This window comes from Pseudomonas sp. 6D_7.1_Bac1, from assembly GCF_025465945.1.
Lineage (GTDB): Bacteria > Pseudomonadota > Gammaproteobacteria > Pseudomonadales > Pseudomonadaceae > Aquipseudomonas.
Map to the genome: position 1 here is coordinate 130,228 of NZ_JANLNW010000051.1, position 23,386 is coordinate 153,613.

General features: G+C 59.3%; 17 protein-coding genes and 2 pseudogenes. 7 read left to right on the forward strand and 12 right to left on the reverse strand.

The genetic code is table 11. The features are described 5' to 3' along the window. Positions 1-36 precede the first annotated feature (36 nt). Positions 37-897 carry a lipase family protein gene (locus NTD87_RS12220; RefSeq protein ID WP_262114193.1) on the forward strand — a complete coding sequence of 287 codons (861 nt, stop codon included), beginning with the start codon at positions 37-39 and terminating at the stop codon, positions 895-897. Between the two features lie 46 nt (positions 898-943). On the opposite strand, the gene NTD87_RS12225 is transcribed toward NTD87_RS12220, so the two are convergent. The 3 genes from NTD87_RS12225 to NTD87_RS12235 form a co-directional block, all read right to left on the reverse strand. Continuing rightward, a complete protein-coding gene (locus tag NTD87_RS12225) occupies positions 944-1,858 on the reverse strand; it encodes a DHH family phosphoesterase (protein WP_262114194.1) in 915 nt (304 codons plus the stop codon). 269 nt (positions 1,859-2,127) lie between these two features. After that, positions 2,128-3,411, reverse strand: coding sequence for a Zn-dependent hydrolase (locus NTD87_RS12230; protein ID WP_262114195.1), 1,284 nt, complete (start codon positions 3,409-3,411; stop codon positions 2,128-2,130). Between the two features lie 150 nt (positions 3,412-3,561). Next, positions 3,562-5,046, reverse strand: a complete 1,485-nt coding sequence (locus NTD87_RS12235; protein WP_262114196.1) for an NCS1 family nucleobase:cation symporter-1 — start codon at positions 5,044-5,046, stop codon at positions 3,562-3,564. A gap of 440 nt (positions 5,047-5,486) precedes the next feature. Between NTD87_RS12235 and hydA the strand changes: the two genes are divergently transcribed. The 3 genes from hydA to preA all read left to right on the forward strand — a co-directional run bounded on the left by hydA (position 5,487) and on the right by preA (position 9,722). Continuing rightward, positions 5,487-6,926 (forward strand): dihydropyrimidinase, encoded by a 1,440-nt coding sequence (hydA, locus tag NTD87_RS12240; RefSeq protein WP_262114197.1) that lies wholly within the window; start codon positions 5,487-5,489, stop codon positions 6,924-6,926. 153 nt (positions 6,927-7,079) lie between these two features. Beyond that, positions 7,080-8,447 carry an NAD(P)-dependent oxidoreductase gene (locus NTD87_RS12245; RefSeq protein ID WP_262114350.1) on the forward strand — a complete coding sequence of 456 codons (1,368 nt, stop codon included), beginning with the start codon at positions 7,080-7,082 and terminating at the stop codon, positions 8,445-8,447. Continuing rightward, positions 8,448-9,722 (forward strand): NAD-dependent dihydropyrimidine dehydrogenase subunit PreA, encoded by a 1,275-nt coding sequence (preA, locus tag NTD87_RS12250; RefSeq protein WP_262114198.1) that lies wholly within the window; start codon positions 8,448-8,450, stop codon positions 9,720-9,722. A 139-nt stretch (positions 9,723-9,861) separates the two neighbouring features. On the opposite strand, the gene NTD87_RS12255 is transcribed toward preA, so the two are convergent. Then, a complete protein-coding gene (locus NTD87_RS12255; protein ID WP_262114199.1) occupies positions 9,862-10,482 on the reverse strand; it encodes a TetR/AcrR family transcriptional regulator in 621 nt (206 codons plus the stop codon). A 125-nt stretch (positions 10,483-10,607) separates the two neighbouring features. Here NTD87_RS12255 and copC point away from each other — a divergent pair, with 125 nt between their 5' ends. Both copC and copD read left to right on the forward strand, forming a co-directional pair. Further along, positions 10,608-10,973 carry a copper homeostasis periplasmic binding protein CopC gene (gene copC / locus NTD87_RS12260; protein WP_262114200.1) on the forward strand — a complete coding sequence of 122 codons (366 nt, stop codon included), beginning with the start codon at positions 10,608-10,610 and terminating at the stop codon, positions 10,971-10,973. Positions 10,974-10,976: 3 nt separating this feature from the next. After that, positions 10,977-11,843: a copper homeostasis membrane protein CopD gene (gene copD / locus NTD87_RS12265; RefSeq protein WP_262114201.1), complete on the forward strand. Its 867-nt coding sequence runs from the start codon at positions 10,977-10,979 to the stop codon at positions 11,841-11,843. A 30-nt stretch (positions 11,844-11,873) separates the two neighbouring features. On the opposite strand, the gene NTD87_RS12270 is transcribed toward copD, so the two are convergent. The 5 genes from NTD87_RS12270 to NTD87_RS12290 all read right to left on the reverse strand — a co-directional run bounded on the left by NTD87_RS12270 (position 11,874) and on the right by NTD87_RS12290 (position 17,403). Continuing rightward, on the reverse strand, positions 11,874-13,025 hold the full coding sequence (locus tag NTD87_RS12270; protein ID WP_262114202.1) for an HlyD family secretion protein: 1,152 nt from the start codon (positions 13,023-13,025) through the stop codon (positions 11,874-11,876). Next, positions 13,022-14,689 carry an MFS transporter gene (locus tag NTD87_RS12275; RefSeq protein WP_262114203.1) on the reverse strand — a complete coding sequence of 556 codons (1,668 nt, stop codon included), beginning with the start codon at positions 14,687-14,689 and terminating at the stop codon, positions 13,022-13,024. The genes NTD87_RS12270 and NTD87_RS12275 overlap by 4 nt, the downstream gene beginning before the upstream one ends. Positions 14,690-14,772: 83 nt before the next feature. Beyond that, the gene (locus NTD87_RS12280) at positions 14,773-15,573 is read right to left on the reverse strand and encodes a sulfite exporter TauE/SafE family protein (protein WP_262114204.1); all 801 of its coding nucleotides are present in this window, start codon (positions 15,571-15,573) and stop codon (positions 14,773-14,775) included. Between the two features lie 9 nt (positions 15,574-15,582). Beyond that, entirely contained in the window at positions 15,583-16,827 is a 1,245-nt protein-coding gene (locus NTD87_RS12285; RefSeq protein WP_262114205.1) for an FAD/NAD(P)-binding oxidoreductase, read from the reverse strand. A gap of 240 nt (positions 16,828-17,067) precedes the next feature. Further along, a complete protein-coding gene (locus NTD87_RS12290; RefSeq protein ID WP_123424882.1) occupies positions 17,068-17,403 on the reverse strand; it encodes an ArsR/SmtB family transcription factor in 336 nt (111 codons plus the stop codon). Between the two features lie 103 nt (positions 17,404-17,506). Here NTD87_RS12290 and NTD87_RS12295 point away from each other — a divergent pair, with 103 nt between their 5' ends. Then, on the forward strand, positions 17,507-18,370 hold the full coding sequence (locus NTD87_RS12295) for an MBL fold metallo-hydrolase (RefSeq protein WP_262114206.1): 864 nt from the start codon (positions 17,507-17,509) through the stop codon (positions 18,368-18,370). 275 nt (positions 18,371-18,645) lie between these two features. Here the strand turns inward: NTD87_RS12295 and NTD87_RS12300 are convergent. The 3 genes and pseudogenes from NTD87_RS12300 to NTD87_RS12310 form a co-directional block, all read right to left on the reverse strand. Beyond that, positions 18,646-18,849: pseudogene (locus NTD87_RS12300) on the reverse strand (Lrp/AsnC ligand binding domain-containing protein); the annotation flags it as partial. Between the two features lie 162 nt (positions 18,850-19,011). After that, positions 19,012-20,397 (reverse strand): annotated as a pseudogene (locus NTD87_RS12305) (IS4 family transposase). 170 nt (positions 20,398-20,567) lie between these two features. After that, positions 20,568-23,243 (reverse strand): hypothetical protein, encoded by a 2,676-nt coding sequence (locus NTD87_RS12310; protein WP_262114207.1) that lies wholly within the window; start codon positions 23,241-23,243, stop codon positions 20,568-20,570. Positions 23,244-23,386: the final 143 nt, after the last annotated feature.

A 23,386-nucleotide genomic window follows, 5' to 3' on the forward strand; every position in this document is an offset into this window, starting at 1 on the left:
CTCAAACAACGTAGACGATCAAAAAAGGTTGTCGTCATGACACTGCCCTATGATCCAGGCCGCAGAGCGCTCTACAAACCCGAAGAGCGAGCAAGCATTTTTACTTCGCCCGCCGTAGATGACCTGCAACTGTGCACCGAAGCCTCCCGATTGGCGTACGTGCGTTTCGAGCAATCGACGGCAGCGCGCGCAAGGCTGTCGAACGCACTGGCGCTGGCCGGGTTCAGTCATGGACTTGAGCACTTTATCGATGTCCCCACCGACGGTGCCGGCTACGGCGTCATGAGCGATCCCAAGGGCACCGCATTGGTGGTGTTTCGGGGCACTCAACCGGATCACTTGCTGGATCTGGTTACCAATATTCAGTTTCTCCTTGAACGCTGGGATCTGTGCAACGGTCGCGGTCACGTCCACCATGGATTCAAGATGACCGCATTAGGTCTCTGGGAGCCGGTATCGACATGGCTTGCCGGACCAGCCAGCTCCCGCAGCCGCCTGATCATTTGCGGCCACAGCCTGGGCGCGGCAATCGCCACGCTGCTGGCCAAACCGGCGAATGCCGACCTGCTGGTGACCCTCGGTTCCCCCAAGGTCGGTGACACGACCTTCGTTGCCAGTTTCACCGAACTGCAAAGCATCCGGATCGTTGACTGCTGCGACCTGGTAACCACCGTACCGCCTGATTTTCTCGGCTATCAGCACACTGGACAACTGCACTACATTGACTTCAATGGTCTTGTTCACCCGACGCCCGGCCAGCCGTTCATGGATCAGGACCAGCAACTGGGCGAGCAGTATTACAACGCCCACTACAAGACACCGCCAGGAAACGGCAACGTCATAAACCGGCGCCTGGCTGACCATGCGCCGTTCAATTATGTCCGGGCGTTCTGGTAAGGCGACTCAAGCCGTCAGGATCGGCCTTGACCCGAGACGCTTTCTTTCAGCGGTTGAGCGCGAGTCCCATCGACAGTAGCTCTTTTCTGAGCAGTGGAGGCTCGACAGCGACCAGCCCTGTCTGACAGTCGACCTGCAATAGACAGCTAAGCTTGTGTTGGCTGACCACAGGTTCGACCAGAAAGTAGCTCTTTGCCTCACCGATGCTGATGACGTTGAGTATCCAGTCATCCCCTTGTGCATCGAGCCATCGGCTCATCGCCAGTCGGTGCTGTTGTACAAGGGCCTCAGCGTTCCAAACCGCCATCTGCGCGAACACCTGGGGCAGATTGCTCTGCGGCCGCATTATTTTCAGGTCCGCGGCCAGGGCCATGGGCAGGTCAGCTTCAATCGCCGCCTGACATTCGAGAAAGTAACGTTCAGGCCAGTCCGACGCCAACCCTGCGAGCGACCTCAGAACCTCAAAGGCCCTGAGATCCTCATCAGTGCTGTACAGCCCGGTGAAACACAGGGTGTTATCCAGAATCGCCGTGGCCAGCAGCGCCGCACTCTGCGCGCAGATGTGAGGCAGCAGGCCCGAGTTTTCCCAGCGCTTGAAAACCTGAGTCGCTGCCGCACCGATCTGCCGAATGTCAGCATTCGGCCCCAAGGTTTCGGCCCAATAGGCCTCGAAGCCAGGATGATGATCAATCACCTCCACCACACGATCGAGCTTCACCACCGGGTCGAAGTGGTGATAGTCAGACACGTCCATCACCACAAATTCGTCATCGGGTCGCGGGGTGTAATCATCAAAGTGTTTGTTCCACCCCAACACCGTTGCCGAAACACTGGCGTTGGGCCGCGCACTGCTCACGGCCCGGGCATCGACACCGGTGAGATTCAGCCATTCGGCATAAGCGATACAGCACGCATAAGCATCGATATCCAGATAGGCCGAACCGGAGGTCACCACCCTCATGACAGGTCTACCGCCAGCCTGTGGTGCCGCTCACTTGGGCAAGGCAAGCCCGGGGCGTGCGCGAAACGGTAAATCGACATCACATGTCCTTAACATCCATATCCACATTACGTAACAGGGCGTCCACCCTGCTGCAGTTGTTACCTGATACTTCAGGCGGCGCAAAATCTCACAGAGACATGACGAAAATGTGACGAAACGATAGGGGTATTGAAGTGCCTGTTCGGATGGAGAGGCTTTATGCCCCTCCCCCCACACTCGGCGAGACCTCAGGCCGCCAACTGACCACTGGCAATCGCCGCCGAGGCCGCTAGCATCGCCCGCAACAACACCGCACAACCGGCCGCCAGATCATCCGGCGCGGCGTTTTCGATTTCGTTGTGGCTGATGCCGCCCTCGCAGGGGACGAAGATCATCCCGGCCGGCCCCAGTTCGGCGAGGAAAATCGCGTCATGCCCTGCCCCGCTGACGATGTCCATGTGCGACAGCCCAAGACCTTGCGCCGCGCCACGCACTGCCTCGATGCAACCCTTGTCGAAATACAGCGGCGGGAAGTCGGCAGTCGGGGTCAGTTCGAAGGTCAGGCCGTGCTCATCGCACGTGGTATCGATCACCTGCCGCACCTCAGCGATCATTGAGTCCAGCCGTGCCGGTTCCAGATGACGGAAGTCCAGGGTCATGCGTACTTCGCCAGGGATCACGTTGCGCGAACCCGGATAGGCTTGCAGGCAACCGACGGTGCCACAGGCGTGAGGTTGATGAGCAAGGGCGGTGCGGTTCACCGCTGCGACGACAGCGGCGGCGCCGACCAACGCGTCCTTGCGCAAATGCATCGGTGTTGGCCCCGCGTGGGCCTCGACGCCGCGTAGTTTCAGGTCGAACCATTTCTGCCCCAGCGCGCCCATCACCACGCCAACGGTTTTGCGCTCGTCTTCTAGAATCGGCCCTTGCTCGATGTGCGCTTCAAAGTAGGCACCGACCGCGTGGCCACTGACCTTGCGTGGGCCGGCATAACCGATGGCGTTCAGCGCATCACCCACGGTCACACCGTCAGCGTCGGTCTTGGCCAGGGTTTCTTCCAAGGTGAATTTTTCGGCAAACACCCCGGAACCCATCATGCACGGGGCGAAGCGCGAGCCTTCTTCGTTGGTCCAGACCACCACTTCCAGCGGCGCTTCGGTTTCCACGCCAAGGTCGTTGAGGGTGCGCAGCACTTCGACGCCGGCCAGCACACCGAAGCAGCCGTCGAACTTGCCGCCGGTGGGTTGGGTGTCGATATGGCTGCCGGTCATCACCGGTGGCAGCTGCGGATTGCGCCCGGCGCGGCGGGCGAAGATGTTGCCGACCGCATCGATCGTCACGCTGCACCCGGCCTCCTTGCACCACTGCACGAACAGGTCGCGGGCTTGGCGGTCGAGGTCGGTCAGGGCCAGGCGACAAACGCCGCCCTTGACCGTGGCGCCGAGTTTGGCGAGTTCCATGAGCGACTGCCAGAGTCGGTCGCGGTTGATGTGCTGATGGCTGGACTGCAGAACGTCTACGGCTGCGTTCATGGTGATCTCCTCAGGCTATTTTTATGGGTTTCTTCAGGCATTTCCTTGGTGCTTTTGAGGCATCATCGCGAGCAAGCTCGCTCCCACATGGGTTTTGTGAGCACTGGATATCTACTGTGGGAGCGAGCCTGCTCGCGATGAGGCCATCCGTCACACCGCAGATTTAGCAACAGACGGACTTGTTCGCATCGTGCACAACCCGTAATACATCAGGCCGCCAAGCGCCGAGCCAGTAAACCAACCGTAGCTGTAGAACCAGCTGAAGGCATCGCTGCCCAGCGACAGCAAGGTCAACACCACCGGCACGCCGAAGGCGATGAAGCCGTTCCAGTTCCACGCCGGGTACACGTCATCGCGGTACAGCCCCGCCAGATCCAGTTGTTGTTTCTTGATCAGGAAATAGTCCACCACCATGATCCCGGCAATTGGCCCGAGCAGGCTCGAATAGCCGAGCAACCAGTTGGAATAGACCGTTTCCAGGCTGACATTGGAGACGATCAAGCCAAGTTTTTTCAGCAGTTCGTGGCCCATCAGCGCCAGCCCTACCAGACCGGTCAGCATCACCGCTTTGGTGCGGTTGATGACTTTGGGGGCGAGGTTCTGAAAGTCATTGGTCGGCGAAACGATATTGGCCGCAGTGTTGGTCGACAGCGTGGCGATGATGATCAACGCCATGGCGACCGCCACCCAGACCGGGCTCTGGATATGCCCGATCAGACTGACCGGATCCGAGACGGTCACGCCCACCAGTTTCGCCGACGCAGCGGTCATCACCACACCCAGCGAGGCGAACAGGAACATGGTCAGCGGCAAGCCGAAAATCTGCCCGAGGATCTGGTCCTTCTGGCTTTTCGCGTAGCGGCTGAAGTCCGGAATGTTCAGCGACAAAGTCGCCCAGAAACCGACCATCGCGGTCAACCCGGCGAGGAAGTAACTGGTCACACTGGCGCCTTCAGGGCGTTTCGGTGGTTGAGCCAGCAACTCGGTCAGCGACACATTCGGCATCGCCCAGACCAGCAAGCCCAACCCCACCAGAACCAGCAGCGGCGCAGAGAGCGTTTCCAGCCATTTGATCGACTCGGCTCCACGCAGCACCACCCACAGGTTCAGCGTCCAGAACACCATGAAGCCAATAACTTCGCCAGTGCCACCGAGGGATTTCCAGCCCTCGAAGATCGAGCCAAGAAACAGGTGAATCGCCAGCCCGCCAAACATTGTTTGAATGCCAAACCAGCCGCACGCTACCAGCGCACGGATCAGACACGGCACGTTGGAGCCGATCACCCCGAAGGATGAACGCAGCAATACCGGAAACGGAATCCCGTACTTGGTACCGGCAAAGGCGTTGAGGGTCAGCGGAATCAGCACAATGACGTTGGCCAGCAAAATCGCCAGCAGCGCCTCACCCACCGTCAAGCCAAAGTACGCGGTGAGCACGCCGCCGAGGGTATAGGTCGGCACGCAAACCGACATGCCGATCCACAGCGCAGTGATGTGCCATTTGTTCCAGGTTCGTTCGTGCACCTTGGTCGGCGCAATGTCGTGGTTGTACCGGGGACTGTCGAGGACGTCGCTGCCGGCGTCCAGTTCGTACAACCCTTCGCGCTCGGTGACGTGCGATCTGTTCTGCTGCATGGCCGCTCCACTGTTCTTTTGATTATTTTGCTCATCGGGCTGGCCAGCAGTTGGACCGCGAGCCGGCGATGGCCGGAGAACTTACGACTTTTACCGACCAGCCAAGGTGTCAGCGGCGGCAATTATTTTGTATTTTTTCTATCAGCCACAGGCGCACCTCAAATAGCTGATTTCACATAGGAAATCTTGACCATATTTCGATCCTGTCAAGCTCGTCAAAATGACGAGAGGCCTCACCGCCTTGCCGTTTTCTACTTTTATTCGTTTAATTTCAATTAGTTAATATCGATATAAGCTTATAAAAAATATTCTTGCCCAATCCGATATCTCCAGCTAGCGTTTATTCCTGACAGCGCTGACAGGAATACAACTTCCTTAGCCTGCTACATATAAAAACTTTAGAACCGGCAAAAGCCGGTCAAGCCTGCGAGGAACTCGGAATGTCTCTGTTGATCCGTGGCGCCACCGTTGTTACCCATGATGAAAGTTATCGCGCTGATGTCCTGTGCGCCGACGGCGTGATCAAAGCCATCGGCAATAACCTCGATACACCCGCAGGCTGTGAAGTACTCGACGGCAGCGGTCAGTACCTGATGCCCGGCGGCATCGACCCGCACACGCACATGCAACTGCCCTTCATGGGCACCGTGGCCAGCGAAGACTTTTTCAGCGGCACGGCGGCAGGTCTGGCCGGCGGTACCACCTCGATCATCGACTTCGTGATTCCCAATCCACAGCAGTCGCTGCTGGAGGCCTTTCATCAGTGGCGCGGCTGGGCCGAAAAGTCAGCGTCCGATTACGGTTTTCACGTCGCCATCACCTGGTGGAGCGAACAGGTTCGCGAGGAAATGGCCGAGCTGGTACGCCTGCACGGGGTCAACAGTTTCAAGCATTTCATGGCTTACAAGAATGCGATCATGGCCGCCGACGATACCCTCGTGGCAAGTTTCGAACGCTGCCTGGAACTCGGCGCAGTACCAACCGTGCATGCGGAAAACGGCGAGCTGGTCTATCACCTGCAACGCAAGCTGATGGCTCAAGGTATCACCGGCCCTGAAGCGCACCCACTGTCGCGACCCTCCCAGGTGGAAGGCGAAGCCGCGAGCCGGGCGATTCGGATCGCTGAGACTCTTGGCACGCCGCTGTACCTGGTTCACGTCTCGACCAAGGAAGCACTCGACGAAATTACTTACGCCCGCAGCAAGGGCCAACCGGTCTACGGCGAAGTGCTGGCCGGGCACTTGCTGCTGGATGACAGCGTCTACCAGCACCCGGACTGGCAAACCGCTGCCGGTTACGTGATGAGCCCGCCCTTCCGTCCGCGCGGCCATCAGGAAGCACTTTGGCGTGGATTGCAATCAGGCAACCTGCACACCACCGCCACTGACCACTGCTGTTTCTGCGCGGAACAAAAAGCCGCTGGCCGTGACGACTTCAGCAAGATCCCCAACGGCACCGCCGGCATCGAAGACCGCATGGCGGTGCTCTGGGATGAAGGGGTCAACACCGGGCGCCTGTCGATGCAGGATTTCGTCGCGCTGACCTCCACCAACACCGCAAAAATCTTCAACCTCTACCCGCGCAAAGGCTCGATCCGCGTCGGCGCCGATGCCGACCTGGTGCTCTGGGACCCGCAAGGTACGCGCACCATCTCTGCCAAGACCCATCACCAAAACGTCGACTTCAATATCTTTGAAGGCAAGACCGTACGCGGCGTGCCCAGCCACACCATCAGCCAGGGTCGACTGGTCTGGGCCGACGGCGACCTGCGCGCCGAACGGGGTGCCGGACGCTACATCGAACGCCCGGCCTACCCGGCGGTGTTCGATTTGTTGAGCAAGCGGGCCGAGTTGCACAAGCCGACAGCTGTGAAACGCTGAAAGCGGCCATCGGCCTATCGCGAGCAGGCTCGCTCCCACATTTGAAATGCGTTCCCGTGTGGGAGCGAGCCTGCTCGCGATAGCGTCGTCACTGACAACAAAAAAACAATGCCCATCAGAGGCAGTACCTCAAATAACCGTGAGGCCAACACCGTGATCAAGACGCTGAACCACTTGCCCCGTCCCGTTGAGGATGCGGCTACTCTCGCCGGCCATTTCACCGATCTGGCACCGCCGCTCAACGACCGTCAGGCGCATCTGGAAGCCTCGCGGTGCCTGTATTGCTACGACGCGCCGTGCGTCAACGCGTGCCCGAGCGAGATCGACATCCCGTCGTTCATTCGCAACATCCATCAAGAAAACGTCCAGGGCGCGGCACAAAAGATTCTCTCGGCGAACATTCTCGGCGGCAGTTGCGCCCGGGTCTGTCCGACAGAAATCCTCTGCCAGCATGCCTGCGTGCGCAACAACGCCGAGGAATGCGCGCCCGTGTTGATCGGGCTGTTGCAGCGCTACGCCATCGACAACGCGCACTTCACGGAGCACCCGTTCAAACGCGCAGCGGCTTCTGGTAAACGGATCGCCGTGGTCGGCGCCGGGCCAGCCGGATTGTCCTGCGCTCATCGCAGCGCCATGCATGGTCACGACGTGGTGATTTTCGAAGCTCGGGAAAAGGCCGGTGGCCTTAACGAGTACGGAATAGCCAAGTACAAACTGGTGGATGACTTTGCCCAGCATGAGCTGGATTTCCTGCTGGAAATCGGCGGCATCGAAATCCGCCATGGGCAAAAACTGGGCGAGAACCTGAGCCTCAGCGAACTGCACCAGCAGTTCGATGCGGTGTTTCTCGGCCTCGGTCTGGCCGCCAGCAAACAGCTGGGGCTGACCGACGAAGACGCCCCTGGGCTGCTGGCCGCCACCGATTACATCCGTGAACTGCGCCAGGCCGACGACCTGACACAACTGCCGCTGGCCGAGCATTGCATTGTCCTCGGCGCCGGCAACACCGCGATCGACATGGCCGTGCAAATGGCCCGCCTCGGTGCGCGCGACGTCAATCTGGTGTACCGCCGGGGTCTTGAGGACATGGGCGCGACCGGTCATGAGCAAGACATCGCCAAGGCCAATCAGGTACGGCTGATGACCTGGGCCCAGCCACAGGAAGTTTTACTCGACGATAAAGGCCAGGTGCGCGGCATGCGTTTCGCCCGTACGCGCATGGAAAGCGGTCGACTGATCAGCACCGGGGAAACCTTCGAACTGGTCGCCGATGCAATCTTCAAAGCCATCGGCCAGCGCTTCGACGACCGCGCGCTGAGTGACCCGCTGGCCCGCGAGCTGAAACGCCAGGGCGAGCGAATTCAGGTAGACGAGCAGATGCGTACCAGCATCCCCGGCGTGTATGCCGGTGGCGATTGCACCAGCCTCGATCAGGACCTCACCGTGCAGGCCGTGCAGCACGGCAAGCTGGCGGCTGAAGCGATCCATACCCAACTCATGCTCAATGTGGAGGCTGCGTAAATGGCCGATCTCTCGATTGTCTTCGCTGGCATCAAAGCCCCCAATCCATTCTGGCTGGCGTCCGCGCCGCCCACCGACAAGGCCTACAACGTGGTCCGCGCCTTCGAGGCCGGCTGGGGTGGGGTGGTCTGGAAAACCCTCGGCGAAGACCCGGCAGCGGTCAACGTCTCGTCACGCTACTCCGCACACTTTGGCGCTAACCGCGAAGTCATGGGCATCAACAACATCGAGCTGATTACCGACCGCTCGCTGGAAATCAACCTGCGGGAAATCACCCAGGTCAAAAAGGACTGGCCGGACCGCGCCATGATCGTTTCGCTGATGGTGCCCTGCGTCGAGGAATCCTGGAAAAATATCCTGCCGCTGGTAGAAGCCACCGGCGCCGATGGCATCGAGCTGAACTTCGGCTGCCCCCACGGCATGCCGGAACGGGGCATGGGTGCCGCGGTGGGCCAGGTGCCGGAATACGTCGAGCAAGTCACCCGCTGGTGCAAGACCTACTGTTCGCTGCCGGTGATCGTCAAACTCACGCCGAACATCACCGACATCCGCCTCGCCGCTCGGGCAGCCCACCGTGGCGGCGCCGATGCGGTGTCGCTGATCAACACCATCAATTCGATTACCAGCGTCGACCTCAACCGCATGGTTGCCCTGCCCATGGTTGGCAGCCAAAGCACCCACGGCGGCTACTGCGGTTCAGCGGTCAAACCGATTGCACTGAACATGGTCGCCGAAATCGCCCGCGACCCGCAGACCCAAGGTTTGCCCATCTGTGGCATCGGCGGTATCGGCAGTTGGCGTGACGCGGCGGAATTCATGGCACTGGGCAGTGGCGCGGTGCAGGTCTGCACGGCGGCGATGCTGCATGGCTTTCGGATTGTCGAGGAGATGAAAGACGGACTGTCGCGTTGGATGGACAGCCAAGGCTATTCAAGCGTGCAGGATTTTTCCGGGCGTGCGGTGGGCAATACCACGGACTGGAAGTACCTGGACATCAACTATCAAGTGATCGCCAAAATCGACCAGCAGGCCTGCATCGGCTGCGGCCGTTGCCACATCGCCTGCGAAGACACCTCACACCAGGCCATCGCCAGCCTGAAACAGCCGGACGGCACCCACAAATATGAGGTGATCGACGACGAATGCGTGGGCTGCAACCTGTGCCAGATCACCTGCCCCGTGCAGGACTGCATCGAGATGGTGCCTGTCGATAACGGGAAACCGTTTCTGGACTGGAACCATGATCCGAGGAATCCGTATCACGTGGCCAGTTGAGATCCGCGTCGCCTGATCGGACGCCATCGCGAGCAGGCTCGCTCCCACATGGGTTTTGTGAACACTGGGGATCCACTGTGGGAGCAGCCGGGCGGCGTTCCGTATGCTCGCGATGAGGCCAGTAGCCACACCGCCAACCTTACGGCTCCAACCCTATCCCCCGCAGAATCACGCTGGTCACAGTCTGCACCGCGCGCTCGAACTGCATGTCCGACAGCGCTTGATGGTCGTTGAGGATGTTGATCTGATGATCGAAGTCGGCGTAATGCTGGGTCGAGGCCCAGATCATGTACAGCAGGCTTGAAGGCTCTACTGGCAGGATGCGTTTGTCCTCCACCCATTGGCGAATTTTCGCTTCCTTCATCTTGGCCCAGTCGTACAGGCTGGCGTCCAGCGCCTCACCCAGCGTCGGCGCGCCGTGGATGATCTCATTAGCCCAGACTTTCGAGCCGTAAGGCCGGCTACGGGAATGATTCATCTTGGCGCGGATGTAACTGCTAAGCACCACCCGTGGGTCATCGAACATCTCGAAGCACAACGCGTCCTGCTTCCAGACCTCCAGCAAATCGAACAGCACCGCGCTGTACAGCTCGCTTTTGGTGCTGAAGTAGTAATGCAGATTGGAGCGCGGCAGTTGCACTTCTTTAGCGATGTCGGCCATCGCCGTGCTGCCAAAACCTTTCTCGGCGAAGACCTTCTCGGCGGCCAGCAGGATTTTCTCGACGTTGCTGCGACGGATCTCGATCTTGTGATTGCCCATAAGGGCTCCCTGACAACTGCATCGACCAAGACTAGCATTCGCCACCTGCGAAACGAAACGTCGTACAGCGCGCGAGGCGAAGGTAAACTGACGCCTCTTCCAATCTGCCTGAAAGGGACTTAACGATGCAATTGAAGAAAACCCTGACCGCCGTCGCCCTGCTCGGCTCGCTGTTCGCCGCCTCCTCGGTGTTTGCCCATGCCCACCTGAAAAGCGCGACTCCGGCCGCCGACAGCAGCGTTGCCGCCCCCACCGAATTGCGCCTGGTGTTCTCCGAAGGGGTTGAGGCCAATTTCACCAAAGTCGATATCAGCAAGGACGGTGTGGCCGTTGCCGTGAAAAGCATCGCCACCGAAAGCGCCGATAAAAAGACCCTGGTCGTCACCCCCGCCGCACCTCTGACCGCCGGTAACTACAAGGTCGTATGGCACGCGGTGTCGGTCGACACCCATAAAAGCGATGGCAGCTACAGCTTCAAGGTGAGCCAGTAATCGATGTCGAGCGCGCTGGTCCTGTGCCGCTTCCTGCATTTCACCGTCGTGCTGATGCTGTTTGGGGCCTGTGTCTTCAGGCCCCTGCTGCTACGCCATGAGCCGCTGACCCAAGCGCTCGCGGCACTCGATCAACGCCTCGCCGGGCTGAGTCGGCTGCTGGCCGGATTTGCCTTGTTCACCGGGGTTTGCTGGCTGTTGCTGATTACTGCCAGCATGGCCGGCTCGCTCGATGGACCGTCACTGCGGCTGGTGCTGAGTAATACCTTCTTTGGCCAGGTCTGGAGTTGGCACCTGCTGTTCAACGTTCTGTTGTTGGCCTGTCTGCTAAGTCCGCTGAAAAATCTGTTCACCCTGCGCCTGGGCTTGAGCAGCCTGCTGCTGTTCACTCTGGCCCCGGTCGGCCACGGCGCCATGCTCGACGGCCTCAGTGGCCAGTTACTGATCCTCAACCAAGTGATTCACCTGACCTGCGTCGGTGCCTGGCTGGGTGGGTTGATGCTGCTGGTGATGATTCTGCTGCGCCCGGCCAGCCACGCTGTCGGTCCGATATTGCAACGCTTCAGCGGGATCGGTTATGGGTTGGTGGCGGGTTTACTGGTGACCGGCCTGATCAACGTCCGGGTGTTGACCGGAGCCTTCTGGCCGACACCACTGCTGTCGGGGTTCGCGCTGATTCTGCTGATCAAGGTGCTGTTGGTCAGCGCCATGCTTGGCCTGGCGCTGTTCAATCGCTTAAGCGTCAAGGACTGCGAACAACACCTGTCGACGCTGCGTATCAGTGTGATGCTGGAGTGGTTGCTGGGGGTAGCGGCCGTGGCGGCGGTTTCCCTGCTGGGTACGTTGCCGCCGATGGTGACCGGTAACTGATCGTTCCCCGATGGCAACGATCATCGGCACCTACGGATTGTCAGCGACGGCGTCACCCTTACCAGACGTATCGATACTCACCACCACCGACATCCCCGGCCGCAGGCGTTCGCTCTGCGCCTGGTCCGCGTCGACGGTGATGCGCACCGGCACGCGTTGGGCGATTTTGACGAAGTTGCCGGTGGCGTTGTCGGCTTGCAGCAGGCTGAACTCGGAACCGGTGGCCGGTGAAATGCGCTGTACCCGACCGTGAAATTTCTGGTGGTTCAGGGCATCGACGGTGAACGTAACCGGCTGGCCGATATGAATGTTGTTCATCTGGGTTTCTTTCATGTTGGCGATCACCCACAACTGACTCGGCACCAGTGCCATCAACTGCGCGCCAGAGTTGACGTAAGCGCCAAGGCGCACGCCGATCTGCCCGAGCTGACCGTCCTGCGGGGCGACTACCCGGGTGTTGGACAGATCGATCCGCGCCAGCTCAACCGCCGCTTCGGCGCTGACCACCGCCGCCTCCAGAGAGCCTCGATTGACGATCACTGTTTGCAGGTCCTGTCGGGCGATTTCCAGGCTGGCCTGGGCTTGCGCCACGGCGGCGATGGTTTGCGCATTGGCCGCGCGGGTAACATCCAGCTCACGCTTTGACACCGAACCGTCGCTGATCAACGCTTCGTTACGCCGCAGGTCCGCCGCGCTTTTTTGCACCTGGGCCTGGCTGTCGGTCAGCGCCGCCTGACGCAGTTTGATGGTCGCCTCGGCACTGTTGCGCTGCTGCACCGCATTGGCCAGTGCGGCTTTCTGCACCGCCAATTGCGCCAACGACTGGTCCAGACGTTGCTTGTAGATCCGGTCATCCAGCCGCACCAGCAGGTCGCCGGTCTTGACGAACTGGAAGTCCTGCACCGGCACTTCAAACACATAGCCACTGAGTTGCGGACCAATGATCGTCACCTGGCCGCGAACCAGCGCGTTTTCGGTGCTTTCAATGGCGCTGCCGAACGGTGGCAACTGCCAGGCATACAGCACGATCAACACCCCGATGATGGCAATCGCGGCAAAGCCCAGGGACGAGATGATCCGTACCGGCAACGAACGCGGCTCGGTGCCGGATGTTTTAGGCGGTGCCACGCCCTCGGGCATCGAGGCAATGGCATTGGTGGTTGTGGTGATAGGTTCGGTCATGAAGAAGAGGCACCGCTGGATTGAACGGAAGTCGGACTGACCGGCGCGGGAACGACAGCTTTGGTCGTGCTCAGCAGCCACAGGCTGCGAATGAAGATCCAGAGCATGGTCAGCATCGCGATCACCGCGATCAGCATGAACACGTCGTTGTAGGCCATGACATTCGCCTCCCGAGTCGCAGCCGCCGCCAGGGTGCGCATGCCCTGGGTGGTACGGGCCGACGGGTCGGCGATGGTCGACGCATAACTCGCGCTGCTGCCTTGCAGGCGGCTGAGCACTTGCGGGTCGATCAGGGTCAGGCGCTCGACGATATGACTGGAATGGAATTTCTCCCGGGCGATCTGGAACGTCCCCAACAGTGCGGCACCAATCAAGCCACCGAGGTTCTGGCAGATCCCGAACAGCACTGAAAAACTCACCAGGTTGCGCGGATTGGTCAACACATTGCGGGTGCCGAGCACCATGGTCGGCCCCAGGAAAAACGTCCCGCCAAAGGCCAGCAGAAACTGACTGAGGTACATGTTCTCCGGGCGTGTCAGATTGGTCGAGAAGCTGTCCATCACGGAACCGGTGGCCATCAGCGCCAGGGAAATGATCAACGGCATGAGCAGGTGCGAGGGATGGATGGTCAGCGCGCTGGTGGCAAGGCCAGCGACGCTGCCCAACAGCATGACCACGTAAAGGCTGTGCATCTGCTGGCTGCCCAGGTTCAGGGTTTGCAGCAAACCCACAGCCCCGGTCGACTGCTCGGTGAGCACCATGCGGATGAGGATCACCGCCAGTGCCAGGCGAATCATCACCCCGCTGCCCAGCCAGCGAGTCATCAGCATCGGGTTGCTGCGGTTATGTTCGATGGCCAGGCCCGCCATGATCAACACGATCGAGCCGGCCGAGGCAACGCCGATCCACGGTGCTTCGAGCCACCAGTCGATACGCCCTAACGACAATACGGCGCAGAGCAGCGCCACACCGCCCGCCAACAAGGTGAAGGTCAGGAAGTCGAGTTTTTCGAAGGTTTTGAAGCGGTCGCCCGGCGGCAACTTGAGCATGAACACGCAACCCAATGAGGTCAGCGCCATGCCCAACTCAAACAGGTAGAGCCCACGCCATTCGGCGATCTGCAACAGGTCTTCGGAGAACAGCCGGGCCAGTGGCAAGGCTAGCTGGGAAGTGCCCAAGCCCAGCACCAGCGCCTTCATCCGCCACTTCGCCGGGAAAGCCTGAACCATGTAATACAAACCCAGCGAACTCAGCGCCGCGCCGACCATGCCGTGGGCGGCGCGCACCGCAATCGCCGAACTCAGGTCGTTGACGAACAAATGGCCGAAGGTCACCAGCGCATACAGCACCAGGAACACTTCGGTGAACGCCCGCAGGCCGAACTGCTGACGAAACTTCACCAGCAGCAGGTTCATCGATACGTTGGTCATCACGTATGCCGCCGGCAGCCAGGCCATCTCGGCGGTCGTCGCTCCCAGCGCCCCTTGCAGGTAAGGCAGATTGGCGACCACCAACGCGTTGCCCAGGCCACCGGTCAACGCCACCAGCAACCCGACCAACGCATAAGCCAGGCGCTTGGGCGTCGGGTGCAATGGCGTCGACGGGGAGCCAGGCAGGCTTGGCCGTTCGTGGGGCTGCCAGTTGCGTGGGGCGTAGTGGTCCATTCAGTGGCCTTGTCATCGGTATAGAAGGCAGTAAACCTGAGCCAGAGATTTCTTGCCAGTTCACTGCACCGCAACCACTGATTTCAAGCCTTGAGCAGCATGTAACCGGCCACCACCAGGCAAACGCTGGCAAAACCCACTTGAAGTGCCCGCGCCGGAACCCGGGCACACAGCCGGCGGCCAACCAGCATGCCGACGATGCTGGCAACAATGAACCCCGCACCCAAGGCATCGATGGTCACACCGGCATGAAAGGCACCCACCACCCCGATCGCCGAGATCAAACTGATGACCATCAGGGACGTGGCGACGATGCCGCGCATCTGTACGTCAGTCAGTTGCTTGAATGCCGGGACGATCAGGAAACCGCCACCGACCCCGAGCAGCCCTGACACCACCCCGGTCACCGCGCCCAGCGCCGCCAGGGTGGCGGTGCATTTGGCGGTCCAGGAAAAGCGTCCGGTCTGTTGATCGAGCATGCAGTTCTTCTGGCCCCAGTTGGCGTGGCCATGATCGCTCGGCCCAGGCTCCTGTTTTTCTCGCCGCAGCATCCGCCAGGCCACCATGAGCATCAGCAGACTGAACAGGATCATCAGGACTTTTTCCGGCAACTGATGGGCGAAGTAGATCCCCAGCGGAGAAAACACCGCACCCAATAAGGCAATCAACAATGCCGCACGGTAGCGCACCAGCCCATGACGCAAGCCATCGATGGCGCCGACCGCCGCCGCACTGCCCACCGCAAACAGCGCCACCGGCGCCGCGTGGGTCATGCTCCAGCCCAACCCGAGTACCAGGGCCGGCACCGCAAGAATACCGCCACCGGCCCCGGTCAACCCCAGGACCAGGCCCATCACCACACCAAACAATGTCGCCAGCAGCATAGGGTTCTCTCAATCGACCTTGGACACACGGGTCAGCCACTCGCGACCTTTGAGCATGCCGTTCCAGTAAAACCACGGCAGCAAGGTCGCCTTGAGAAACCACGCCGAACGCCGCGCCACGGTCGGGTCGAGGGGAAAGGTCGGCAGCAACTTACCGGCGTAGCCGAACTCGGCGAGGATCACCTTGCCCTTCTCCACTGTCAGTGGGCAGGAACCATAGCCGTCGTACTTCAGCGGCAAGGGTTGCTGTTTGCGCAAGGCCAACAGATTCTGCGCGACCACGACGATTTGCTTGCGCACGGCGGCAGCAGTTTTGGCATTACTGGTGGAGCAGACATCGCCGAGGGCGAACACGTCCGGATAACGCACATGCTGCAAACTGTGGACGTCCACCTCACACCAGCCAGCGGCATCGGCCAGCGGACTGTGGCGGATGAAATCCGGGGACACCTGCGGTGGCACCACGTGCAACAGGTCGAATTTTTTCGCCTGCAACGTTACCGCGCCAGCCGCGTCCTTGACTTCGAACCAGGCGGTTTGCGCCGGCCCGTCGACCTTCACCAGGTTCGAGCTGAACGCCAGTCGCGCACGGTATTTCTCGATGTACTTCATCAACGGCGGGACAAAGGTCGCCACGCCGAACAACGCGGCACCGGCCAGGTTGAACTCGACATCGACGTTCTTCAGCACACCTTGTCTGAGCCAGTGATCACAGGACAGGTACAGCGCCTTTTGCGGCGCCCCGGCGCATTTGATCGGGATGGCCGGCTGGGTGAAGATCGCCTTGCCGCCGCGCAGGCCTTTGACCAGTTGCCAGGTGTAGGCCGCATGCTGATAGCTGTAGTTGGACGTGACACCGTGCTGCCCGAGGGTCTCTTGCAAGCCTTCGATTTTCTCCCAGGCCAGTCGTAGTCCAGGGCACACGATCAGGTGTTGATAGCTCACGTTGCGACCGTCATCGAGGGTCAGCAAGCGGCTCTCGGGGTCAATGTTGCTGACCGCAGCCTGTAACCACCGAGCCTGACGCGGCATCACCGCAGACATCGGCCGCACAGTGTTCTTGAGTTCATGGGCGCCGCCGCCGACCAGGGTCCAGGCCGGCTGGTAATAGTGCTGGGCGCTGGGTTCGATGACGGTGATGTTCAAGCCCGGATCGCGCTTGAGCAGGCTGGCGACGAAGCCGATACCGGCAGTACCGCCGCCTATCACCACGATGTCGGCACTGATGGTCTGGCCCCAGTGTTGATCGTTCATAGGTTATTCCTTGTGAGTGCACGGGCCTGTCATCAATTATTTCCTATGCCGCGTTGTTGTCTGGCCCGCTTTCAGACACAACCCGAAGGGCCGGGTCTGCTGTGGCGCAGGGCTGCGTTGCTCGGAGCTTATTTGGAATGACCAAACCACACTCCTCGCGCCTTGCCCTGCACCACAGCAGACCCGGCGCGGCAAAGGAAATAATTGATGACAGGCCCTCGGGTCGTTGCCCAAAAAAGCTCACGCCCAGCTTTTTATCACCGCGCCGCAATACAGGCCGGAGAGTGTTTTCATCACCTGAATCACTTCGTGGCTGGCCAGGCCATAGAAAATGTACTTGCCTTCACGCCGAGTGCTCACCAGCCCTTCGTCGCGCAAAATGCCCAACTGCTGGGACAGGGTCGGTTGACGCACGCCGGTCATGGTTTCCAGCTCGCCGACGTTGCGCTCGCCCTGCGTCAACTGGCAGAGGATCAGCAGGCGGTCTTCATTGGCCAACGCCTTGAGCAGCGCACAGGCCTTGGAGGCCGAGGCACGCAGTTGCGCCACTTCACCTTCGCTAAGACTGGATTGCATTTGCAGATAACCTGAGTCGTCATTTAAGCTGCGGACATTATGTTTAAACATAAACTGTTGCAACCCTTTGTGTCTTTCTGTCATCCAGCCAGGGCCCATCTCCATGCCAGCGTTGATCCAAGCCTTTCTTGACGACGCATCAAAGACCTACACCTATGTGATCTACGAACGCGACGGCGGCCCGTGCGCGATTGTCGACTCGGTGCTCGATTACGACCCGGCGTCCGGTCGAACCGCCACCACCCAGGCTGACCGGGTGATCACGTTCGTCCGTGAGCACCAACTGCACAGCCAATGGCTGCTGGAAACCCACGCCCATGCCGATCACCTGTCCGCCGCGCCTTACCTGCGCCGCGAACTGGGCGGCAAGATCGCCATCGGCCAATCCATCAGCAACGTGCAAGATGTGTTCAAGCGCCTGTTCAACCTTGAGCCGGAGTTTCGCAGCGACGGTTCGCAGTTCGATTATTTGTTCGCACCGGATGAGGAATTTGCCATCGGCAACCTCAAGGCCAAGGCACTGCATGTCCCAGGACACACCCCGGCGGACATGGCCTATGTGATCGACGATGAATTGATTCTGGTGGGCGACACGCTGTTCATGCCTGACGTCGGCACCGCTCGCTGCGACTTCCCCGGTGGCAACGCCAATCAGCTATTTGCTTCGATGCGCAAACTGCTGGCCTTCCCTGCCGACACCCGCCTTTACGTCTGCCACGACTACCCGCCCGCCGGCCGCACATCGCAATGCCAGACCACCGTTCGCGAGCAGCGCAACAGCAATATTCATGTGCATGACGGTATCGACGAAGCGGCGTTCGTCGAGATGCGCACCCGACGCGATGCCGGTTTGTGCATGCCGACGCTGATGCTGCCGGCGATTCAGGTGAATGTGCGGGCGGGGAACCTGCCGCCGGCGGAAGATAATGGCGTGGTTTACCTGAAGATTCCGCTGAATCAATTTTGACCCGAACACATCCCCCGTAGCAGCTGTCGAGCAGCGCGAGGCAGCGTTCGGCGGCGAAGCCGTCGCAAAACCAGCAACCGCTTTCTTTCAGGCAGACCGCGTCAACCGGATTACGACTGCTACGCAGCCGAACACAGGCTCGCGGGCTCGCCAGCTGCTACGAGAAGTGTGCAGCGCCTGCTCAAGGGACCAACACCCAACCTGTGGCGAGGGAGCTTGCTCCCGCTGGGCTGCGCAACTGCCCCAATATAGGCAACCGTGTTGATTGATCGTGTTTAGTTGGCCAGCGTCAAGCCATTCGCCGGCAACGGCAACGCAGTTTTGTAGCGCACCTGCTTGAGCGCAAAGCTTGAGCGGATGTTGGCAACACCAGGGACTTTGGTCAAAAAGTCCATCATGAAGCGCTCCAGCGACTGAATGGTCGGTACCAGTACGCGGATCAGGTAGTCCGGATCACCGGCCATCAGGTAGCACTCCATCCATAAACGCCGTCGTTAGGATCGTCGCGGCGGATTCAAGGGGCGGCAACTGCATAAACCAGCCCTTGACAATCCTTCTCAAGGGCTGGTTTATGCAGTTTGTGACGCAGATTATATCGCTAGGTTTGCTGTGGGACTTAATAAATCCGTCCCGAATGGCACTTACTTAACCTTCTTCGGGTGCCCATTCCTCCGTACCTCAGCCCTTGCCGATCGACGTGTTTGCATCAGCATGGGGTAAGGCTTGGGTCTTCGTTTTAAAGCACGGGGTTCTATCCTGTCAGGCCGGTTTCCGACACGTTTGCAGGCACTTAACTTGAGTAGGCTCAACAACTCATCGCCGTATTCGCCAACCCCGTACTGCCTCAATGCAAGGCACAGCTGAAGACTATGCTTGAAACTCAGCTCTCGCGGTAAACAATCAGCTAACCGCGCTGATTGGGCCATGATCATCCGAATCAGATTGTGCGCCAGCAGATAGATCCATAACTCTTTGACGGCCATGCCAGGTATCTTGCAGCTCAGCGTTTCAAGTCCCAATGTTGTCTTGAGATTGCGTAGATCCAGCTCAACATGCCATCGGCCCTTATACAGCGATTTGAGAGCTGCTTTCGGTACTTGCTGCGGGCAGCTCAAGGTCGTCACCAGGATTTTTCCACCGGTTTTCAGCTCACGTACTGTCAGTGTCTCTGGCGCATCGTCGTAATAGGTCTGACTCATCCAGTAAGGCCGCTGCTTGGGCTTTTTCAATTCAACCAAATGATCTTCCGACCCCAACGATTTCCCCAGTTGAAAATCAGTGCTACGTCGTCATGCGCCATATTGCTCGAACACCCCATCGACTCCACGACGTTGCAGTTCACACAACAAAAAATACGTCGCGTAGTAGGCATCGCCCAACACAATGTCACCTCGATTCAAGGTGTCGAGCATTGTTCAGAGCAGCGTCTGCTCATCGCCGCCTTTGCCTCGAAAACGCCCCAGCGAGGCGTCTAAAGCTGCTCCGCTGGCGAGGCAAATGATTCCCACCAAACGGCAGATGGGAAAGCCCAATCCGGCTTTTTGTCCACAAGATTGTGGATACGCCTCTTGGTTGGCCAGCGTATCCGGCATGGTGACCGTGGTGCCATCCACAAGACGCACAGGTCGTCCCATCCAGCGCCATGACGGCGGTGCCTTGTTGCTCATTGATGTGCCGGTGGAGCGCAACAAAGTCGAAACCATCTCTACTGGCAACCGTGCTCGGGCTTTGCAATAAGCCCCGGTATGAACGCTGCTGGGCTTTAAACCATCGCAGGAACGCTTGATCGACAAGTCATTCACAGCATTCTGGCAAGAGCGATCAGCATTCATCGCCTGGGCCAAAAACATCGACAGTGTTTCGGCTGGTGGGAACAGCCGCTGACGATGTTTGGGTATCGTTGACTCAACGCGTTGCAGTAGCTCTGGATCGATGAGCAGCTTGAAGAAGGCGTGAGCATTACCGTGGGTGGCGTGTTGACGAATGCGCTGCTGTTGATGCCTGACGATTTGACGTCTACGATTCACTCGGGCTGGTCCTTGCTCTGTGGGTGTGTGTTCGCAACTATCACCGTAGACCAAGGCCAGCCTTTTTTCATTTTTTTTCAGTCACATCAGCTAGTTAGCTGCTAAGTAAGTGCCATTCAAATCCGTCACCTTTGTTGCTTTCATTGTTTTGTGGTGCTTGAAATTACAAGCTAAACCACAAGTGCTCTAATAGGAGCGTAATTCGGCGCAGTATGAGCAATGTCCTCAGTGCCATTAAATAAGTGTACTGCTCTTACAACTCCTGATCCCGCAGAGGTAGAAGACCAAAAATTCCCGGCTGGACCAGCGTCTTGCCAGTCTGAATCTAGTCGATGCACCGTGTTATACGTCGTCCTAACCAGGATTAGTTCATCCCTGGTTAGAATTCGCCCTCTACTTGCCGCCGCCGCATAGGGTACTACCCCTGTAAAGGAGGCCGGCATTACATTTGAGACAATAACCTGACAGGACTTGGTTTGACTCGCACTATCCCGGACAGTAATTATTGCCACCCCATTGCCTCTGGAGGAAATGTTTCCATAGATATCTACTGCTGCAATGCCTGCATTACTTGACGAGTATGCATACGGGGGAATGCCTCCGCTTGCAACTCGTGAAATGTAAGTATTTTGTGGCCATACATAAATTACTTTATTTAGCAAAATTAACTGCCCATTGAGCGATATAGTGCTGGTGTCAAAAATCAACTCGCTGAGCACGGTCAAGATCCACGGGGCGGATGTCTGCCCCGCGCCATACAGCGCTTTGGCCGTCAGACTCCGTGCACCCGCCGCCACGGTAATGGTTGTGCTCCAGTTTCGGTCAGCGTCAACATCGACGGTAGCAATGACGTTGTTTCCATCCCGGATTTCCACCTGTTGCCCGGCCGTGGCGGTACCTGTGAGCGTGATACTGGTCGCTGTAGTGCTGCCACCATTCGGAATCTCAACCCCTCCACCGTTGACCGAGTTGATCGCTGGTCTCTCATCCACCAACACACTGACGGTATAAGTCTGTACGGGGAAGGTCGTTGCCGTTGCGTTGTCGGACACCCCGTCAAAGTTCACGCTAAATCTGATGGTCAGCACACTGCCATTTTTGAGCAGCTTCAACCAGGCCAGCGGCACAGGACTGCTGAACCCTGGCAACGTGGTATGTGGCTCACCTTTGCGATCGTCGAAAGTCACCGCTGTGCCATTGGCATCGATCCCTTCATAACGCAGCCAGACACACTGCCCAATCACCTGCAGCAGCCATTCGATCACCCACAGTCGATCACTGGCCTGCAGTTTGCTCACTTCCAGTTCGTTGCCGGTCGCGCCATCAATCGCCGGTGTCGGCAGCGCGGGATGGTTATCCGGGATCTTGCCGATGGAAACGGTCAGCTCCTGCGAGTCATACGGGGTGCCGTTACGGAACAGCACATAACGCAGTGTCACCACTTTGCCCAGGTTGGCCGCGATAAAGGCCTTGCTCAGCGGGAAATTGGCGCGGCTGTTGGTGTTAAGCGGCTTGGGCTGGAAGGTCGGGGAGCCCGCGCCGGGGGCGCCATTGACGATGAGCTGGACGGTGTCGCCCGGGCGAAACCCCAACACTTCCACCCGGCCCGTGGCACCTTGCCGGTTGGCCGGGTCCAGCGGGTCGAGCACGCCGTTGGCGGATTTGATCAGACTCGGTGGCAGCAGGTTCGGCAGCCCTTCACCGATCACCCGTGCGTTGGCGGTCCTGGAGGTGGCGATGATCACGCCATTTCGAATCAGTTGATAATTGACCCGCACGACACTGTTGGCGAGCACCTTGTCGTTGGGCACCAGAAGTACGCAGGGTTTCTTCTGGCCGAAGGGGTCGGTCTCGACAACCCCCGTGACTTGCACCACCACATCCGGCTGACCCGGCAACGTGGCAATGTAGGTGATGGCGATGCTGTCGCCTTTCTGGAAGCGGCCGTCGCCGGTCAGGATGACCACCGACAGGTCGTTGCTGCGCAGTTTTTCCAGGTCGATGGTGTTCGGGTCGTCGTTAGCGTCGTCGAGGATTTCGCGCAGGATGGGCGCCGGCAAGCGATTACCCCCCAGGTCGACATCGACGATTTGCGAGGCCGACCAGGGGTTGTTGGGGTCGGGGTTGTTGCCGAGCTGATCGGTGACCGTGTAGGAGAAATTAAACTGCGGATTGTCCCTGGCCTGTTCCAGGTCGGCGCGGGTGACGGTAAAACACACATGGGTCGGGGTGTCCGAACCCGGATCGGGCGGCGCGGGGGCCTCGCCCGGTGTGACCGTGTGGTAGACCGGGTAGCCGTTGCAGTTCAGCCAGATCCGGTCGTAGGCGCGGCAATAGGGGTAAGACACGCACACCTGGGCACTGACGAAGTCAGGGCCAACACCGTTCTTGATCGCGTCGGGCAGGATCAACTCCAGCTCGGAATGGCCTTCGACATTTGGAAAACGGTCCACGTTTCCCGGGCGGACGGCGTTGTACAACATCTCCAGCGGCGGCTCGGAGGTGCCCATGTTCTGGCTGCCGCGGGTTATGGTGCAGGTGAGGCGGTTGACGATCCCTGCCAGCAGCATTTTCTTGGGGATGTAAAGCGTGGTGATGCTGCTCGCGGTGTCGGTCTGCGTGCTGACGATGGCTGTTTGGCCATTCAGGTTGATCGAGACGGTATCGCCCGGCGCCTGATCCAGATAAGGATCTACGTCTACTCTGAGTCCCATGGGCGTCAGGTCATAAATGCGCAGCGAAACGCCAAGATGAGCCCCCTCCACTGGTTCTGTTGCGCCGGGGATCCTGGGTGGAAACAGGGCCAACACCGTGATGTCGAGCAGGTCGGATTGCAGGCTGGTCATGGTTGTACCCCTTGTCACGGTGAGGGCTGATGGGCGTTATCAGATACCGATAAGGAGGTTGCGGCTACTGTCAGAAGTACCAGGTTGGGGTGGGTTTGAGATGAGTGGTCGCAGACGGTCGACGGATCGTAGGCTCCACATGG

What these genes read in the sequence shown, in the direction of transcription:
- NTD87_RS12220 (WP_262114193.1), top strand. Translation starts at nt 37, where the DNA reads ATGACACTGCCCTATGATCCAGGCCGCAGAGCGCTCTACAAACCCGAA.
- NTD87_RS12225 (WP_262114194.1), bottom strand. Translation starts at nt 1,858, where the DNA reads ATGAGGGTGGTGACCTCCGGTTCGGCCTATCTGGATATCGATGCTTAT.
- NTD87_RS12230 (WP_262114195.1), bottom strand. Translation starts at nt 3,411, where the DNA reads ATGAACGCAGCCGTAGACGTTCTGCAGTCCAGCCATCAGCACATCAAC.
- NTD87_RS12235 (WP_262114196.1), bottom strand. Translation starts at nt 5,046, where the DNA reads ATGCAGCAGAACAGATCGCACGTCACCGAGCGCGAAGGGTTGTACGAA.
- hydA (WP_262114197.1), top strand. Translation starts at nt 5,487, where the DNA reads ATGTCTCTGTTGATCCGTGGCGCCACCGTTGTTACCCATGATGAAAGT.
- preA (WP_262114198.1), top strand. Translation starts at nt 8,448, where the DNA reads ATGGCCGATCTCTCGATTGTCTTCGCTGGCATCAAAGCCCCCAATCCA.
- NTD87_RS12255 (WP_262114199.1), bottom strand. Translation starts at nt 10,482, where the DNA reads ATGGGCAATCACAAGATCGAGATCCGTCGCAGCAACGTCGAGAAAATC.
- copC (WP_262114200.1), top strand. Translation starts at nt 10,608, where the DNA reads ATGCAATTGAAGAAAACCCTGACCGCCGTCGCCCTGCTCGGCTCGCTG.
- copD (WP_262114201.1), top strand. Translation starts at nt 10,977, where the DNA reads ATGTCGAGCGCGCTGGTCCTGTGCCGCTTCCTGCATTTCACCGTCGTG.
- NTD87_RS12270 (WP_262114202.1), bottom strand. Translation starts at nt 13,025, where the DNA reads ATGACCGAACCTATCACCACAACCACCAATGCCATTGCCTCGATGCCC.
- NTD87_RS12275 (WP_262114203.1), bottom strand. Translation starts at nt 14,689, where the DNA reads ATGGACCACTACGCCCCACGCAACTGGCAGCCCCACGAACGGCCAAGC.
- NTD87_RS12280 (WP_262114204.1), bottom strand. Translation starts at nt 15,573, where the DNA reads ATGCTGCTGGCGACATTGTTTGGTGTGGTGATGGGCCTGGTCCTGGGG.
- NTD87_RS12285 (WP_262114205.1), bottom strand. Translation starts at nt 16,827, where the DNA reads ATGAACGATCAACACTGGGGCCAGACCATCAGTGCCGACATCGTGGTG.
- NTD87_RS12290 (WP_123424882.1), bottom strand. Translation starts at nt 17,403, where the DNA reads ATGCAATCCAGTCTTAGCGAAGGTGAAGTGGCGCAACTGCGTGCCTCG.
- NTD87_RS12295 (WP_262114206.1), top strand. Translation starts at nt 17,507, where the DNA reads ATGCCAGCGTTGATCCAAGCCTTTCTTGACGACGCATCAAAGACCTAC.
- NTD87_RS12310 (WP_262114207.1), bottom strand. Translation starts at nt 23,243, where the DNA reads ATGACCAGCCTGCAATCCGACCTGCTCGACATCACGGTGTTGGCCCTG.